Source organism: Stenotrophomonas sp. 3diitr2024, from assembly GCF_042136455.1.
GTDB classification, from domain to species: domain Bacteria; phylum Pseudomonadota; class Gammaproteobacteria; order Xanthomonadales; family Xanthomonadaceae; genus Stenotrophomonas; species Stenotrophomonas sepilia.
The window spans coordinates 10,075-26,835 of record NZ_JBHHMJ010000339.1 but is presented as its reverse complement, the minus strand read 5'-3'; the positions used below and the strand labels follow the sequence as shown (position 1 = coordinate 26,835).

5 protein-coding genes are annotated in these 16,761 nt (G+C 63.1%); all 5 read right to left on the bottom strand.

Translation table 11 applies throughout. From position 1 onward, the window contains the following. Window positions 1-16: 16 nt before the first annotated feature. Window positions 17-265, bottom strand: coding sequence for a hypothetical protein (locus ABGA94_RS08560; protein WP_134955893.1), 249 nt, complete (start codon window positions 263-265; stop codon window positions 17-19). A gap of 183 nt (window positions 266-448) precedes the next feature. Continuing rightward, window positions 449-961 (bottom strand): hypothetical protein, encoded by a 513-nt coding sequence (locus ABGA94_RS08555; RefSeq protein ID WP_134955892.1) that lies wholly within the window; start codon window positions 959-961, stop codon window positions 449-451. Window positions 962-1,006: 45 nt separating this feature from the next. Beyond that, entirely contained in the window at window positions 1,007-4,852 is a 3,846-nt protein-coding gene (locus tag ABGA94_RS08550; protein ID WP_375367014.1) for a hemagglutinin repeat-containing protein, read from the bottom strand. 387 nt (window positions 4,853-5,239) lie between these two features. Then, on the bottom strand, window positions 5,240-5,449 hold the full coding sequence (locus ABGA94_RS08545) for a zf-TFIIB domain-containing protein (RefSeq protein WP_081275792.1): 210 nt from the start codon (window positions 5,447-5,449) through the stop codon (window positions 5,240-5,242). A gap of 8 nt (window positions 5,450-5,457) precedes the next feature. Then, window positions 5,458-16,755 carry a hemagglutinin repeat-containing protein gene (locus tag ABGA94_RS08540; protein WP_375367013.1) on the bottom strand — a complete coding sequence of 3,766 codons (11,298 nt, stop codon included), beginning with the start codon at window positions 16,753-16,755 and terminating at the stop codon, window positions 5,458-5,460. Between the last annotated feature and the right edge of the window lie 6 nt (window positions 16,756-16,761).

Below are 16,761 nucleotides of genomic sequence, written 5' to 3'. Positions count from 1 at the left end.
AGTCCAACTCAGGCGGTCAAGCCGCCATGAAACGCTCAATCTGCTCATTAACGGCACCGCCCCAAAAACCATTCACATCTTCGAGCCTAGCCCTCCCTTCACTTAAAACAGCACCCGACCCCCATCGGAAGAACTGCCTCCTCTCTTCAAGCGAAAGACCGGGAAGATAGTCAAAACAATTCCACCAGATCACATCAACATCAAGAAGCCCCACACTACCAATAAATCCCCTTACATCAAGACCATCCAACCAATCATTAATCACTTTAACTTAATCTACACTTTCTCAGTCTAACGCTCATTTGGTGAAATTGTATCCACGGTCCACTTCGCGCCAGTGACATTACTCAAGCTAGAACGATTTATTAAGCCCATACTCACACCATCCTTTCTAATGAGATTACTGCAGATACACTCAAAGATGACAGGAATCGCATGCAATCTACAGCTAAGAAATCCCGAAAGACTCAAGCTCCTTCAATGTAATGAATCGAAGCCTTTCACCTCTCAAAGCCGAACCATTCAAGAATTCGCCATAGCCGCATACATCACACTGAAATGCGGGCGTAAAACTGATCAACCCCATATATGCCCGCATATACGTCTCCCCGCAGCGGGAACACACCCTGTCAATCTCGACGGCGACCAACTCCTCCATCAGATCTCTGACAAACTGCGCGACACCGTCATCACTTGCGTTTCTCAACTGGGTCGCACGCGAATGCACGCGCCCAACATCCGCTTCCCCGATCTCCGCGAATGGATATTCATCCAATCGACCATCCATATTCACAATCAAGTCAAAGCCATAGCTTAGGAATGGTTCTCTGCGAACCTCGCCCTCGCATTCCATAACCCATTGGATCAGTGCCTCAACAACACCCCTCGCACCCGAATTATTATTTACGCTCGAAAGACCTGAAATCAGTCTATTCCTCAAAATTCCCGACAAGCGAGCCATTACTCTCCACCCTTTATTGGAAACGTTGTAATCAAGTTTCCCGCCTTATCTGTAAACACTTTGATGACGGAGGTTGGCTGCCCCCCCATCCTTCAGTGAAGATATCCCAATCGGCCTTCCAACATCAACAATACGAACGTATTGTCCTCCAGGAATTTCATAGACAGGAGAGCGAACAACAACCGCGCTTTGTAGAACCACCTTGAGCTCATCCGGATTAATACTGAAGATGGATCTATTTCCAGTTGGTGACTTTCCAAAGTGCCCATCTAGAACATGCTGAAAGCCCGCAGAAACCGGAGCCCCTGAGTCGCGCAAAGGCGTTGTTCGTGTCCGTCCGTTGGCCAGATTGACTCGCGAAAGCACTACACCACGCTGAACTGGATTTCCTGGAGCACTGAAACCCCCACCGTCATTGGTTACCTGTAACTTTGGCGGATTGGAATTTTCCGGACGAGAGAAGCCCTTCTCGTACCCAGCCGGCACGGAATTCGTTGTCGACGCCTCATCAGTTGGTCTGAGCGCTCGTGGCCGCGTTACACCAAGACCGCCCGTCTGAGGCAAAAGCCCAGTCCTGTTCACAAATCTCACTGCTCCGATGTTGGCCAAGGCCCCCATCGTCAACGTCAGCGCTCGTCGATTCTCTTCGCTCGCGCCACCCAACGTTGCGGCAATGAACGCGGCACTGGCGATAGCACTTGAAGCTTGAGCGTCATGTACAGCGAAGAAGTTCCTAAGCTGCATTGCTGAGGGAAGCAAGTCTTCGGAACGAGTTATTTCAAGCCCAGACTGCTTCAACGCAGCATCGTACAGGCGCTCGTTTTTCCCTTTGCCACGATAGATTAAATCTTCAAACCACGAATAGTTTGCATCCTTGTATGCCTTCTGGTCAGCCCCCAAACCGACATAGGGTCGCCCATAGGACTGCGACGGGTTGATTCCCTGCAATTCGCCAGGATTCAGAGAACCACTATTGGCGAGGAACTGCTTCTGTAGCTCCGGAAGGTCTAGCGGACCGTTTTGCAGTTCGTAACGATTGATATAAGTCGCGAGATCTGCGGCTTGAACCTCAGTCAGGGTCTCTCCTGCCAACGCCTTCCGGAGCAACCCCGCACTCATCTGGTCCGCAGCATCAAGCAGAACCAGTTCCAAGGATTCCTGTTTATCCAGCCCCCCCTGCCGCTTGGCCTTCTCGCGGAGATGCACCATCCGAGCATGATCGTCATTGCCAAGGAAATTGTTCTCAACCGAATTCTTGGCAATCCCCGCATCCAACGCAATCCCAGCCAGATCCTGCCCTGACAACCCACTCGCCAGTGCTCCCACCGCCTGCGACAACGCCAGCACCATCTCCTTCTGCTCCGGGCTCAGCCTGGAAGGATCTCCCCCGGTCAACGTATTAGTCAGCACCTTCGCGGCCAACTCGCCGCCAGCCGCAGAGACCGCTCCGGTTCCCGCACTGCCACCATTGGCTTCTGCCAGCAGCGCACCCAACACCGCATGCGACAGCAATTGCAGAGTCGCATTGGGATCGCTGCCGTGGTTCGAGTCCAGCTTGCTGCCGATGAAGTAAGCGGCATAGGGCGCCAGCGCATTGGACGCGACCTGACCGGCGCCCTGGCCGCCTACGCCCCCTACCACAGCCGTCGTCACTGCGCTCAGGGCACGACTGTACTCACCGCCATCACCCCACTTCTTCGCATCGTTATAAGCTTGGCTGTTTGCCGTCAGCACCGCATCGCGCTGTTCCGCGCTGAGCGCGTTGAACGCCTTCTTATCATTGGATGACAGGCCATCGTAGTACGCCTGGGTTGCCTTCTTGCTCTGATAGGCTTGAACGTCCCAGGCAATCTGCTGGCTGGTGGCCATCACCGTCCCCGCCGCAGCCGCCATCGCCTGCTGGTCAGCCAGCAACTTGCTCGCGTCCGGCAATGCATCCAGCGCACGATGCGCTCCACTGGCGTCGGTGTTGATGCCCAGCTCGGCCGCCGACGTCTGCTTGCCACCGATGGTGATGTTGCCCTCGGTCAAGGTGGCAAGGGTGGAGCTGCTGTCGCTGCCCTTCTCCATCATCGGCAGGCCCGGAGCACCTCGCGGTGCGGCCGTTCCCGGCTTGGGCGCCCAGCCATCCATCTGCCCGCCCGCACCACCACTGATGCTGCCGGAGCTGGCCGTGTAGTCCATGTGGTTCTGCAGGTCAGTGAACGTCAGCGAGCCCGCAGTCAGTTCACTGTTGCCCGCATGGGTGCTGGCAATCGCACCGCCCACCAGATTCACGTGGCCGGCATCGACGTGGTAGCCGCCGTTGCCGGCAAACAGGCCGCTCTGCTGGCCGACACCCTGATAGCTGCCGCTGGCCTTGCCTGCGCTCGCATACCCGTCGGCATTCCACGCGGTACCGAACGACACCTGCACGCGGCCACCCACCTGGCTGTTCCTGGACATGCTCTCGGCGATGTCCTGCAGCGACTCGATCGTCAGCGTGCCGCCGGTCTTGACGTCGATGCGATCAGCGGTCGCCGTGGCGCCACGCAGCGTGGTATCGCCCTCGGCCTTCATCGAGATGTTCTTGCCGGTCAGCGTGGTGTTCTGCCAGGTCCTGCTCTCGGCATTGGCCTTGCTGCTGCCAACACTCGCTTCGGCGTACACGTACACGCCGGTCTGCGCCCCTACCGAGACGCCCACGCCGACTTCGGCGCCGGCATTGCTGCTCTTGCTGCGGTCGGCCACATGCGCCTTGCCTGCTTCCAGCAGAATGTCGCCGGCCGAATCCAGGCTGAGGGTGTTGCCTGCACTCAGATTGCCCTGCACCACGTGAATGTCGCCCGTCGTGCTGGTGAGGTTGACGTTGCCGCCGCCCTGGATGGAGGAGCCACGCGACACCCTGCTGCTGCCATCGGCACTGCTGTTGGCGGTCTTGAAGCCGATGCCTGCTTCAGCACGGAACAGTTCGCCACTGCCGCCTCGGCCGGACAGCGCCGAGATCGCACTGGCTGCCTGGTACGCGTTGGCGCCCGCTGCCATGCCCTGCATCTTCTGCAGGCGATCATCGGACTGACGGGCCGCGTCCACGTTGTTGATCAGGTCGATCAACGGCGACTTCACCCGCGCGAACACGCCGATCTTCAGGTCCTTGTCGCTCTGCGAGTAGTGACCACTTTCGTCCGCGGTCAGCAACTCGATCTCGGCGGCGGTGATGTTCACGTCCTTGGCGGCCACCACGTTGCTGGCCGTCTGCGTGTACTTGCCCCCGGCGGTCAGGCTCACGCTGCCGCCCAGGCTGCCGATGCTGCTGGCCACCTGTGACACCTGCGCGCTATCGTCCTGGTGCTGCTCGCGGTGCCAGCCGGAGAACTTCTCTGTATCCGATATCTGTACCGTGCCGATCGCCTTGCTGTCGGACGTATTGGCGTTGCTGACCGTATCCTGCCCGCTGCGCACCAGCAGATCGCCGGCCGCACGAATGCTGACGTCCTTCTCGGCGGCGATGTTGGCTGCGGTCAGGCGGATGTTGCCCTCGGTGGTGGCCATGCGCACGCCGCCGCCGACCGACAGCTGCGTGCCGGTGATGGTGTCACTGCTGCCGCTGCCCTGGCTCTGCGCGTTGTTGGTACCGAACGGCAGGCCGCTGGTGTTGTTGGCAAAGCCCCAGCCCTTGCCGCGGCTGCCGCTGTCGCTGCGCTCGGTGTTGTGGGCCACGTCGAACACGATGTCCTTGGTGGCCAGCAGCACAGCGTTGCCCTCGGCCGACATCTGCGTGCCCTGGCTGAGGATCGAGCCCCCGTTGGCAATCAACGTGAGATCGCCGCCTGCAGCCAACTGGCTGACGCGGGCATCACTGGTCGAATGGCTCTGTTCGCTGTTGGTGCGCTGGCTGCCCGCAGTCACCACGGTCGACGTGGTGGCCGCGCGCAGGCCGGAGGCTGCGCCTTATATCCATAAGGTATATCACCACGTGAAGCGAGTGGTATTAGGCTAGGAGCTGCGACCCGGCTATCGGGCATTACGGGGCAGCAAGCCCCGGGAAGACCAGCTCCTTCCCGCGCCTTGCCGCATGGTGCTCTCGAACTGAAAGGAGAGCACAAAGCGTAACCCGCACGTCGCGGCGTAGCACTTGACGAAGCACACAGGACTCCATCGGAGGTCGTACCTACTTCTTGCTCATACGTGGCTTGCAGCTTGCTGCATTCCAGCCACTCTCAAATGGCCGACCCTGTTTCAGTGCCGCCCCTGCTCCTGCTGTTTCACTAGAGAAAAACCGTCGCGTGTATCAAGGCATCACAGTCGCCGATCCACGGAAATTGAATCCCAAGATGGAGCAATTGAATTCTCCTCGAGGTAGGTCTCAAGATCCCGGAACGGAGAAACGCCGATGTCACTCAAAGAAAACCATACAGCATCACATTCGTCGCAGACAAACATCTGAACCCCACTCTCCTTGACGCGGGCCTCAAGCATCTCACCTTGCTCACAACGCGGACAAATCACGAAACACCTCACTGTACAGGATACGCAGATATTATTTTATTGGTGCCAGGCTTAACAATAATTCTTATGTTCTTCTCACCGGCAGTGCCAATTACTCGCCCCATAGGGACTATGAATGCCCCCGGATCTCCAGGCACCGCAGCGCCCTTCATCCTCCAGGCCTCGTCGATAAGAGAGATCAACTTGGATCTATCCTCAACGAAAACGGAATGCGTGACCTTTGCTGGGTTTGGAACCGTATGTGCCAATATGTGCTTGATACGATTTCCATGTATAGAGCCCATCCCATAGTCAAGCCCTCCCGGACTACTCCAAGTCCGGGTCGCCTTGTTGAAGGTCAAAGGAGTGCCAATGTTCGCACTCATTGTGCCTGCTGTTGCCTCGGCCCGAGACGCAGCTCCCTTCACAATCTGCGTCGCTAGGTCCTCCGCCAACTCGGCTGCGGTCTTGGCCCCCGGCACCTTGGTGAAAATAAGAAGAGGCGCAGCTGCAAGGCTCGCAGACTCACCATCCCCCTTCAGTACATTCTTTACTACTGAGCCCCATCCCCCGATTTCTCCACTGAAGGTTTCGAGGATCATCACTCCATCGCGGCCACGTGCACTCGTGGCGAGCTCAGCGAGCTGCCGGTTGTAGTCCAGTCTTAACGCCGCTTCGGTTTTCCCACCGTCCAGCAGTGCTTCCGTCAACAGATTGAATTCCGTTCGCCGGGTGCCAAGCAGATCCTTGTACAGGCTGTGGTCATTGCGGCGATCATTGTCCAGTTCTATGAGCCCTTCGCGCTGCTGACCATCGGGACCAACGAACGTCATTGGGTTTGAGCCAATGAAGCTTGACGCAGCAAAGTCTGACTCGTACGAGCCGTATATGGCATCTACACGTGCGTAGGCTTCGCGCAACAGACGCCCCCGCGCCACCTTGACCTGATCGCTACTACAGTTTTCCCCGCATCCGAACAGCAGATTGGCGAAGTCCTTGGCCTTTGCGGCCAGGAAATTGATCTCATCAGGATGCAACTGTCGATTGAACTGATCTCCCAGCAGCGCCGTGCCCGCACCATCGGTACCACCCACGACCCCGCCCAGCGCAGCACTGGCGAGTTCGATCAAGCTGTTGAACTCACCACTTCGCGGATCTATGCCCTGGCCTGTGAGGAAACGCGTCATTGCCTCCTTGGCCAGCGCGGCACCGGTGGCACCCGCAGCGGCGCCACTAATATCGCCGCCACTCAATGCCGCAACGGCAGCGCCTGTCAGGCCATGCAGCAAGACCTTGTTGCGCCCGCTTTCACCCCACTCGCTGATCCGCCGCAGCGCGTCTGCCTCGGCCTCGGCATCACCATTGGCGCGCGCAACTTCCAGGTCCACCTTGGCGTGGGCACTCTTCTTGGAGGCCAGATTGCCAACGGCCTTGAAACCGATCTCTCCCAGGATCTGCGTGAGTTCCTGCCGCTCCTGAACCTTCTTCTCGTCAAAGATGGGCGCAAACCCGTTGGCGTTGTCCAGACTGGTTACGCCGCGCTGCAGGTCTGCCAGCGTGCTGCTGTCTCCGTTTCTGATATCGATCGTGCCGTCGGCTACGCCGCTCCGCGTGGTGGTGTTCCTGCTGTCACCCGTCGGCATGCCCGGCATCACCGACGGGTTGAAATTGAACCCGTCTGAGGGACTCCCACCGCCGCTGGTACCGCCAGTGATCGATGCAGAAAGGAACTCCGCTCGATTGTTTAGATCCTCAACCGTCAAGCTACCCGTCGACAGTAGATTCTTCGAGGAATCCGCGGTACTTGCGATGACGGCCCCGACCAGATGCGTGTTGCCCCCCACCTGCAACTGGAAGCCCCCGTCGCCAGCGGCGATTCCCGTCTGCTCACGGACGCCACGGTAGTCACTGTCAATCAAGGCGGCACTGCCGCTGGCACTACCCTCGAAGCCATAGCCAATCGTGGCTTCACCTTTCGCCGCAAGCTGCTGACTCTTGTATCTATCCGTGTCCTGTTCTGTGCGAACCGTCAGATTGCCCGCTACCTGGCCAATCACCTGGTTGGCAACCAGCTGTGCGCCCTGCAAAGTCGTGTCTCCACCACTCGCAAACGTAAGGCGATCCCCGGCCTTGATGATACTTTCGTTGTGGACGGTGCCGTTCCCGTCGGCCTTGCCACGCGCGGCATTGGCGCCAACATAGACACCGATCGCTGCACCACCGCCGCTGCTTCCACTGATCGCAACACCGATCTCTCCACCCTGGGACTGGCTTCTGCTGTCCTGGGCATAGCGATCCTCGCTGCTTCTGATCACCAGATCCTTGGCCGCCGCAAGATCTACGTTGCGACCGGACACGTTACTGCCCACCACGGTCAGATCACCGCCCGTGGCTGCGATCACCACATCGCCATCACTGTGCAATGTGCTGCCACGATGGGTCGTCTGCTCCATCGTCGTTTCCGACTGGGATCGCTGGGTTCCTGCGGTCACCCGGACGTTCAATCCGGCGCCGCCACCGCCATCGCCCGACTGCTGCCCCGCAGCCTGGGCCACCGCGATTGCACCCTGCGCCGCCTTGTACGCATAGAGCGCCTTGAGGCGATCGTCCTCGACCTCGTCTGCGCGCTTGGCGAAAGCGTACACGGCGCGTGCACTTTGAATCGTATCAACGGTCGCACCGCCCACGGCAACATTCAGACCGGACTGCCTGAAGTAGTTCCTGTCGTTGTACTCCGAGTGCTGTTCTGCTGAATCGATACGTACATTCTTGCCAAGCAACGTCATTCCGTTCTTGGAGAGAACATCGGATCCGCCGATGTGCAGCGTTTCTCCCGCCGTTAGTGTCACGCTGCCCAGCGCGCTGCCGACGATGCTTCCTTCCGCGATCGTCTCGGTCAGGGAACTGCTGTTGCCGCTGCTTCGGCTGCCGAAGGTAACCCCGAAGCTGCCATTCATCCCTCCAAGTAGCCCGGACTTCTTGCGATCGCTACTGTGCTGTTCGGAATGACTGGACTCCGCAGCAACAATACTGAGATTGCCCTTGGCAGCCATCACTACATCGCCAGTGGCCGCAATCTTGGCGCCCTCGGCTGTGATGTCACGACCTGCGCCGATGCTGATCCGCTCACCCGACAAAACCGTGCCAATGGCCAGGATGTCTTGGGTCGCATCATGCGTTGCGGTACGCGTAGTGGACGTGAGCCCACGCTTCTTGCGCTGGGTGTCTTGCTCCCAGGTATGCTCTTCCTGCGCAGATGTCAGATTCACATCACGGCCAGCACCAATACTGATCGCATCCTGTTCGCTTCGTACCTCCGCGGCTACCAGGTTCACATCGCGACCTGCACTGAGTGCGATTCCGCCGTCAGCAGACAACTGGCTGCCCCGCACCGTCTCATCACGCTGGCTGACCTGCAGCGAGCTGCGCTTGCCTGCATTGGCAAAATCCCGGCTCTCACTGTCCACCGGCCCCTGGCTGTTGATGTCCCCACCGGCCTGCAATGCCAGACCGCCCGCCGCCTTGATCTGCGCGGCGGCCAGGTTGATGTCCTTGCCGGCCGCCAGCACCACATCGCCAGCGCCCTGCACCGATGTGGCAGCGTGCGTCGTCCTGCTGCTGCGCTGGTGGTTGCGTTCATCGAAGGTGGCGTCGCGGCGCTCCTCCAGCGCAATCGCGCCAACATCCAGAGTGCCGCCTGCGGCCAGCTGGGTCAGGCCGTCGGCGCCGGCGTTGCGGATCTGTGCGGCCTGCAGGTTGATGTCACCGCCAGCCACCACCGACAGCATGCCGTCGCCACTGGGGTTGGTCACATACAGACCAGCAACCCGATCAATGCGGTTGGTCTCGTACTGGTAGGTGCCACCGCCCTGCTGTGTCTCCACCGTGGAGGCCACCGTGACATTGCCCGCGGCCTTGACCGACAGCGCATCGGTGGCCGTCACGGCGGCACCGACAACACGGATGTCCTTGTCCGACGACAGCCCGACGTACTGGCCGGAAATGCTGCCGCCCAGATGCTCGATGTTGCCGGCATCGATGGTCACCAGCTTGCGGCCGGCGATGTTGCCGGTGTTGACCAGGCCATTGCCCAGTTTGATATCGACATTGGCACCGGCCAGCAGTGCACCGTTGCCGTCGAGGTCTCCCGGGCGCAGGCGCAGGTAGACCTGCGGCACCAGCGCGGTGGTGGTGCTGCCATCGGCCAGGGTGACGGTCTGCTCGACCAGCCAGACGATGTCGCTGGTCAGCTGTGCCATCTGCGCTTCGGTCAGCGCCACGCCGGGGCGAAGGCCCCATTCGCTGGCCACCGTGGCACCGGCCTCCAGCAGCGCGCGGTACTGCGCCTCGTCACTGGCGTAGCCGTCCAGGAAGCGGCGACCGGTCAGCTGGCCGATCTGCTCGCGCACCAGCTTCTGCTCGTAGTAGCCATCACCCAGCCGCTTCTGCACGGTATCGGGCGAGTAGCCCATCTGGCCCAGCAGGTGGTCCGAACTCAGCCAGGTCTTGTGGTCGGTGAAGCGCGGATCGGTCTCGACCAGATAGTGGCCGCCGTTGGGATTGACGTTGAACAGGCTGGCGCTCGGCGCGCGCGTGTCCGGTGCACCCATCGCGATGCGATCCGGCGATCCTCCACTGGCTGCGACCACGCGCGGCCCGGACGAACCGGTGTTGCCGCTCACGCCGCCGACGCTGCCGCCCTGCTGGGTACCGGCGGCATCGGCCGCCTGCGCCAGCGCGCGTTCGGCACCGGTGCCGGTGGACTGGCCCGGCCCCTGCGCACCGCCGTGGCCCGGCCCATCCGGCAGCGCTTTGGGACCCTGCACGTTGAGGTTGGCCATCGCCGAACCGTTCTGCACGTTCGGCGCGTTTCGCCCCTGGTTGAGGTTGCTCAGGTCACCGACGTCGATGCTCAACGTGCCGTTGGCGGTAATCTGGCCGCCCAGCTGGCCGATCTTTTCGGAGATGGACTCTGCGGTCCATTGCGTTCGGGTGCCGTCGTAGGCAATGGAGGTGTTGTTGAAGGTGTGCGTGCGGAACAATTCGAGGCCGACGTTGCTGACGCGGCTGTCGGCGCCGTGACCGACGATCTGCAGATTGCCGCCCGCAGCAATCTGCGCGTAGCGGTTGTTCAGCTCGTCCACCGACAGGCGCATGTTGCCGCCGGAACGGATCACCGCATCGGCACCGGCACCGGGCTGCAGCTGGTCCTCATGGGCCACGTGGTGAGCAACGCGCTTTTCTTCATTGAGGCCGTGTTCCTGCGTGTGCTGGCGGCGGCCGACAATGGTCGCATCGGGATTGCTCAACGACGCCGGGGTGATGAACTGGATGCAGGTAGTGCTGCAGGTACCGTAGGCGCTGGAGAACGTCAGGCGGTCGTTCTGGTAGGTGAACTTCTCCTTCGACTTGAGTACGTCGAACGGATCGCCGCCCGGCACCTGGTCCGGATTGGCGGCGGCACCCTTGCTCACGTAGTAGATCGTGACGGTACCCGTGACCGGATCCATGCGCCAGCGCTCGCCGCGCACGTCATAGCCCAATCCACCAGAGCCGAAGAAGAAGCGCGAGGTGTTCGCGGTCAGGCGGACCACCGCCTTGCCCAGGCGAGTGCCGTCCGGCGCGATATAGGGCTCGTCCTGCAGCACGTCTTCCGGCGCGATGTAGTAGAACTCCCAGGCCTTGTAATTGCTGGTATCGCTGACCGTGCCTGCGGTGTTCTTCGAGTTCTTCTGCCACGCCGCCACCATCATGTTGACGGTAGTGTCGATGGTTTTGACCAGGGTCGGGGCGATCGCCACGTTCTCGCGGATGTTGTTGACCACCTGCGCATCGATGGACAGGTTGCCGGTCACATCGATGACCGAGCTGATGTTGTCGATCCGCCCGGCAATGCCGCTGGCGATGCGATCGGCACTCAGCGTGCCGCCGATGGCAGCATCACCGCCGCTGTAGATCAGGCCCTTGCCGGTGTTCTGCAGCTCGCGCACGCCCAGGTCCAGGCGCTCGCGTGCAGCCACAGTGCCGACGCGGGTGGCACCACCGGCCTCTTCGGCGCGATTCTTCAGCACGCCGGTGGAGATCGCCACGCGATCACCATAGATGCGCCCGGTGCCAAGATTGTCGATCTCGCCGGCCTCCAGGTGGGTCAGCGCGCCATCGATCAGGCCCCGGTTGGTCAGCTGGCCACGGGCATTGAGGTGGGTCGTGCCCTGGCTGGAGATCTCACCCGAGGCCGCATTGGTGATGTTCTGGGCGTTGAGGTCGAGGTTGCCACCACGCACCACACCCTGGTTGTCGAGGTCGCCGTGCAGGTTCAGCGACAGCGTGCCGTTGGCGATCCATTCGCCACGTTGGCGCATGCCCTGCTGCAGGGTGAGGCCGAGGTCACGCTGCGCATGCACCTGACCGTCTTCGCTGAGCGCACGTGCGACCAGGGTCTGGCTGCCATCGGCGCGCAGCAGGCCGCCGCTGTTGGCGACGTTGTCCGCCTGGCTGTCCAGGTTGCCGCCGGTGCTGATCACGCCGCCGGTGTTCTGCAGCTGGCCGTTGATCTGCAGCCGCGCACCGCCATCAGTGACGACCTGGCCATGGCTGTTGTCCAGCCACTGTGCACCGAACTGCAGCTGGCCCGCCTGCAGGCCACGCGTGCCGTCGCCGCCACGGGTGTTGCGGTTGTCCACGCTGGCGGCCGTGAGGGTCAACAGCTGGCCGGCCGCGATCGCGCCGTCAGCGTTGTCCAGGTGCCCGTCCAGGGTCAGGTCGAGGTTGCGCCCGGCCTGCACGCGCCCACTGGCGTTGACCAGGCTCGCCGTCTGCAGCGACAGATTCGCGGCGCTGGCAAGTGTTCCACCGGAACTGTTGTCGACGCGGGCCAGCAGCAAGCGCGCATCGCCTTGTGCATTGACTGCGCCGCCACGGTTGTCCAGCACGCCACCATGCAGCTGCAGCTTTCCGGCCGCCAGCAATCCACCGCTGCTGGCGGTGGCGCGGTTGTCGATGTCCTGCCCGGCCGTGTTGATGGCCAGGTCGGCCGCCGACTGCACGCGACCGCCCTGGTTGTCCATCGCGCCACTGCGAACGATCAGGTCGCCCTTCTGCGTGCCCAGCGTGCCGGCGCGGTTGTCCAGCCGCTGGCCGCGGGTATCGATGTCCAGCTGGCCGCCCAGCAGCGTGCCGCGCTGGTTGAGCAGGCCATTGCCCTGCAACTGCAGCCGTTCGCCGGCCTGCATCGCGCCGTCGCTGTTGTCTACGCCTGCCGCCGTGGTCGCGCTCAGGTCCTTGCCAGCGACCAGGGTGCCGTGGCGGTTGTCGAGACTGCCGGCGCCCAGGGTCATCGTGCCGATGCTGGACAGCAGGCCCTGGTCGCCATTGTCGAGACGACCGTCAACGCCCAGCACCAGCGCGCTGCCGCCCGCATGCACGGTGCCACCCTGGTTGCCGAGGCTGGCCGCGGTGACCGTGCCGGCACCGCCCAGCAGGATGCGGCCCTTCTGGTTGTCCAGCGCCTGGCCGATCGCCAGCGTGGAGTGACCCGCGCCTGCACCCTGCAGCGTGCCCTGTGCATTGATCAGCTGCTGCGCGCTGACATCCAGCGCGCCATTGCTGGCCAGCGATCCACCGCTATTGTCCAGCACACCCTGTACGCGCAGGCGCAGCGCGTCTTCACCGGTTGCGGTGAGCGTGCCACCGGAGGTGGTCAGGGTATCGGCGGTGATGTCGACGCGGCGCGCCGAGGTGGTTGCCGCGGTCAGATCGAGGTTGGCGCCATCCAGCGCGAAGCTGCCATTGCTGAGCACGCTGCCGCCGTTGCCCAGCAGGGTCTTCGCCGAGACCTGCAGCTGGCCGCTCCCCGCGTGCTGGATCCTGCCTGCACGGTTGTCCAGCGCCTGTGCCAGCAGGGCCAGGTCGCCATTGCTGGCCAGCGTGCCACCGGCATTGCCCAGCGTCGTGGCCTTGATGCGACTGGCGCCTTCGCCGCTGGCGATGATGCGGCCACCGGCGTTGTCGAGCGTGGTGGCCTCAAGGTCGAGGCGATCGGCGCCCAGCGTCGCGTCACGATGATCCACGTCGCCAGCACGCAGGGTCAGCGTGGCCGAGGAGACCAGCGTGCCCTTGCTGCCGTCCAGGCGGCCGGTGGTGATATCCAGGCCCAGGTTGCCGGCCTGGCGGATGCTGCCGCCTCTGTTGTCCAGCCGTGCGGAAGTGACCGTCAGGCGGTTGGCATTGCTGGCGATCGTGCCTTCGTGATTGTCCAGCGCTCCGGCGATCTGCAGCGTGCCGTCAACCGTTCCGGCACCGCTGAGCGTGCCCTTGCGGTTGATCAGTTCACCGGCCTGTACATCCAGCGCGCCGTTGCCGGCGATCGTACCGCCACTGTTGTCCACGCGCTGCGCCACGTGCAGCCGTAGCATGTCGCTGCCGGTCGCGCTGAGGTTGCCGCCGGCATTGTCCAGGTGCTGCGCATCGATGGCGATGCGCTCGGCCTGGGTAATGCTGCCGGCCCCCAGCTGCAATTGGCCGCCCTCAAGCATCAGCGACGACTGGCTGAGGATGCGGCCGCCCGCGCCCTGCAGGCCATCGGCGTGGATCTGCAAGATGCCGCCGCCGGCGTGTTCGATCGCCCCACTGCGGTTGTCCAGCCGTACCGCCTGCAATCGCAGATCGCCAGTACCGGCCAGGCGACCACCGTTGCTGTTGTCCAGGAGTTCGCGGGCCTGCGCCTGCAGCGCACCACTGCCTGCGGCCAGCACCTTGCCGCCCTGGTTGACCAGGCTGCCAACCTGCAGCTGCACCTGGCCATTGCCGGAGATGCCGCCGCCGCTGTTGTCCAGGATGCCGCGGACCGCCAGGGACACGCCCTGCGTACCGGCCGACTGCAGCGTGCCCTTCTGGTTGTCGATGCGACCGGCGTCGATGCGCAGGCCGCCGTTGCCGACGATCTGGCCGCCCTGATTGTCGAGCGCATCGCGCACGTCCAGTGCCAGCTCCGAGATACCCTGCGAAACGATCTGGCCCTGGCGGTTGCGCAGTGCCCCGGCGTGGATCTGCACACTCTGCGCCGATGTCGTACCACCACTCACGTCCAGCTCGCCGCCGGACAACACCAGCGCGCCGTTGCTGAGCAGGCGCCCTCCGCTGCCACGCAACGTATCGGCCTGCACGCTCAGGGTGCCGGTGCCAGCCTGCTGAACCAGGCCGTTGCTGTTGTCCAGCGTGGTCGCGACCAGTGCCAGATCGCCGTTGCCGGCCAACGTGCCGCGGGCACTGTTGTCCAGCGTCGTGGCCTTCACCGAACTGGCCCCGGTACCGAGCGACAGCAGGCTGCCGCCGCGGTTGTCCAGCGTCGCGGCGAGGATGTCGAACGCCGCCGCACTGAGCGAACCGTTGCGCAGATCGGCATTGCCGGTCGACCATTGCAGGCGGCCCAGGGTACTCAGTCGCCCACCGCTGCCGGCCCAGTCGCCCGTATCCAACGCGAGACCACCGCCACCGGCGTGTTCGATGCGGCCACCGGCATTGCCGACCTGGCCCGCGCGCAAGGCCAGCTGCGTGGCATTGGTGGCCAGCAGGCCACCGTCGTTGTTGAACAGGCCCTGCACCGTCCACGACGATGCCGCCTTGCCGGCGTGGCGCAGTTCACCACCGCGGTTGTCGAGCGCCTGCGCATCAAGCGACAGGTCGCCGGCCACGCTCAGCGCACCCTTCTGGTTCGACAACAGGCCCACCTGCAACGCGGCATCGCCATGCACCTGCAGCATACCGCCGTCATTGCGCAGCTCCCCCCCGGCCTGCAGCGCGCTCACGCCCAGGCGACCGCCGCTGTTGTCGAGACCGTTGCGTGCGGCCAGTGACACCGTGCCGCCGTTGCTGATGCTGCCGCCGTCGTTGTCCAGCGTACCGGCGATGGCGATCAGGCCCTCGGCCAGGGGCAGCTCCGGCGACGTCGGCATGCCCGCCGAGCCGCCATTGCCGCCTCCGGTTCCCGGCGTGCCGGTTCCGGGTGTTCCACCGCCATTGCCGGGCGACGCGCCGCTGCCAGCGCTGCTCCCGTTACCACTTGATGCCATGGCATCCAGTGCACCCAACAGGCCATTGCTACGGTTGCTGGCTGCGTCGGCCTTGAGTGCCAGCGCTTGCACACCGGTCTGTTCAATGGCGCCGCCACGGTTGCGCAGGCTCTGCGCCTCCACCTGCAGGCGCTGTGCATTGAGCGTGCCGCCGCTGTTGTCCAGCGTGCCGCCGGTGGTGATCGCAACTTCGCGCGTGGCGGCGATGGTGCCGCCATTGGCAAGATCGCCACCGGCCTGCACGCGCACGTTCTGCCGCGACTGCAGGGCACCGGTGTTTTCCAGCCGGCCATCCACCGTCACCACCAGCTCGCCGGCCTGTGCGCCAATGCTGCCGGCATTGCGCACGCCCACGCCGTGCTCGTTGCCGACCAGCCAGATCTTGTTGGCGAACATGCCGCCCAGCGCACCAACGTCCAGCGCGAAGGCCGGCGCCCCGCCGCTGGCTGCGGTCGCACTGGCCTGGTCGGCACTGACCACGTTGTTGCCCAGCGTCGCCTGCAACTGATTGGCCCAGATGCCGGCGTTGACCTGCAACGAACGGGTGATCAGGTCGGTGTAATCGGCACGGCTGGTGTCCAGGCCATCGCCATCGATCTGGATCGCGCCCCCTGTGACGCGGTAGCCCTCAAGTGCGCCTGCACCCGTGAACATCGGCGTGCCGGTGGTCAGGGTCACCCGGCTGGCATTGAGGAAACCGCCGCCATTGACCTGGATGCCGGCCGGGTTGGCAATGATCACCTCGGCGCGCTGCCCGGCCACTTCCACGTAGCCGTTGAGCCGGCTGGCCGGACCGTTCACCTCATTGAGGATGACCCGCGCACTGCCGGTGGCAAGCCACGGATTGCCCTGCACCCAGCCACCCAGCTGCGTCTGCACCTGGCCGCGGGCGTTGTTGAGGATGACGCCCTCGCGTCCGACATCGAACTGCGAATAGCGGTTGCGCGACACACCCGCCGCCGACGGCGTGGTGATGTTCACCATCGGCACGCCATTGGGTGCGGTCACCATCGTCGGCCGTTCACGGCCCGGCGCATTCGGATCGGAAATGATGCGCGCATCGGACTGCGCCAGCGCAGGCGTTCCCATGCTGACCCAGCCCAGTGAGCACATCAGCGCGAAGCCCAGCGGCGACAGCGCAGCACTCTGCCGGCCCGGCACATGGCCGACCAGGCCACCGCCGCCCTTCACCAGCTCCGAAGCCACCTGCCAGACGCGCAGCGCGCGGTTGAAAACCAGACGATAGATAGTGTTCATGTCACG

Coding starts and splice junctions, on each gene's coding strand:
- ABGA94_RS08555 (WP_134955892.1), bottom strand. CDS start 961: ATGGCTCGCTTGTCGGGAATTTTGAGGAATAGACTGATTTCAGGTCTT.
- ABGA94_RS08540 (WP_375367013.1), bottom strand. CDS start 16,755: ATGAACACTATCTATCGTCTGGTTTTCAACCGCGCGCTGCGCGTCTGG.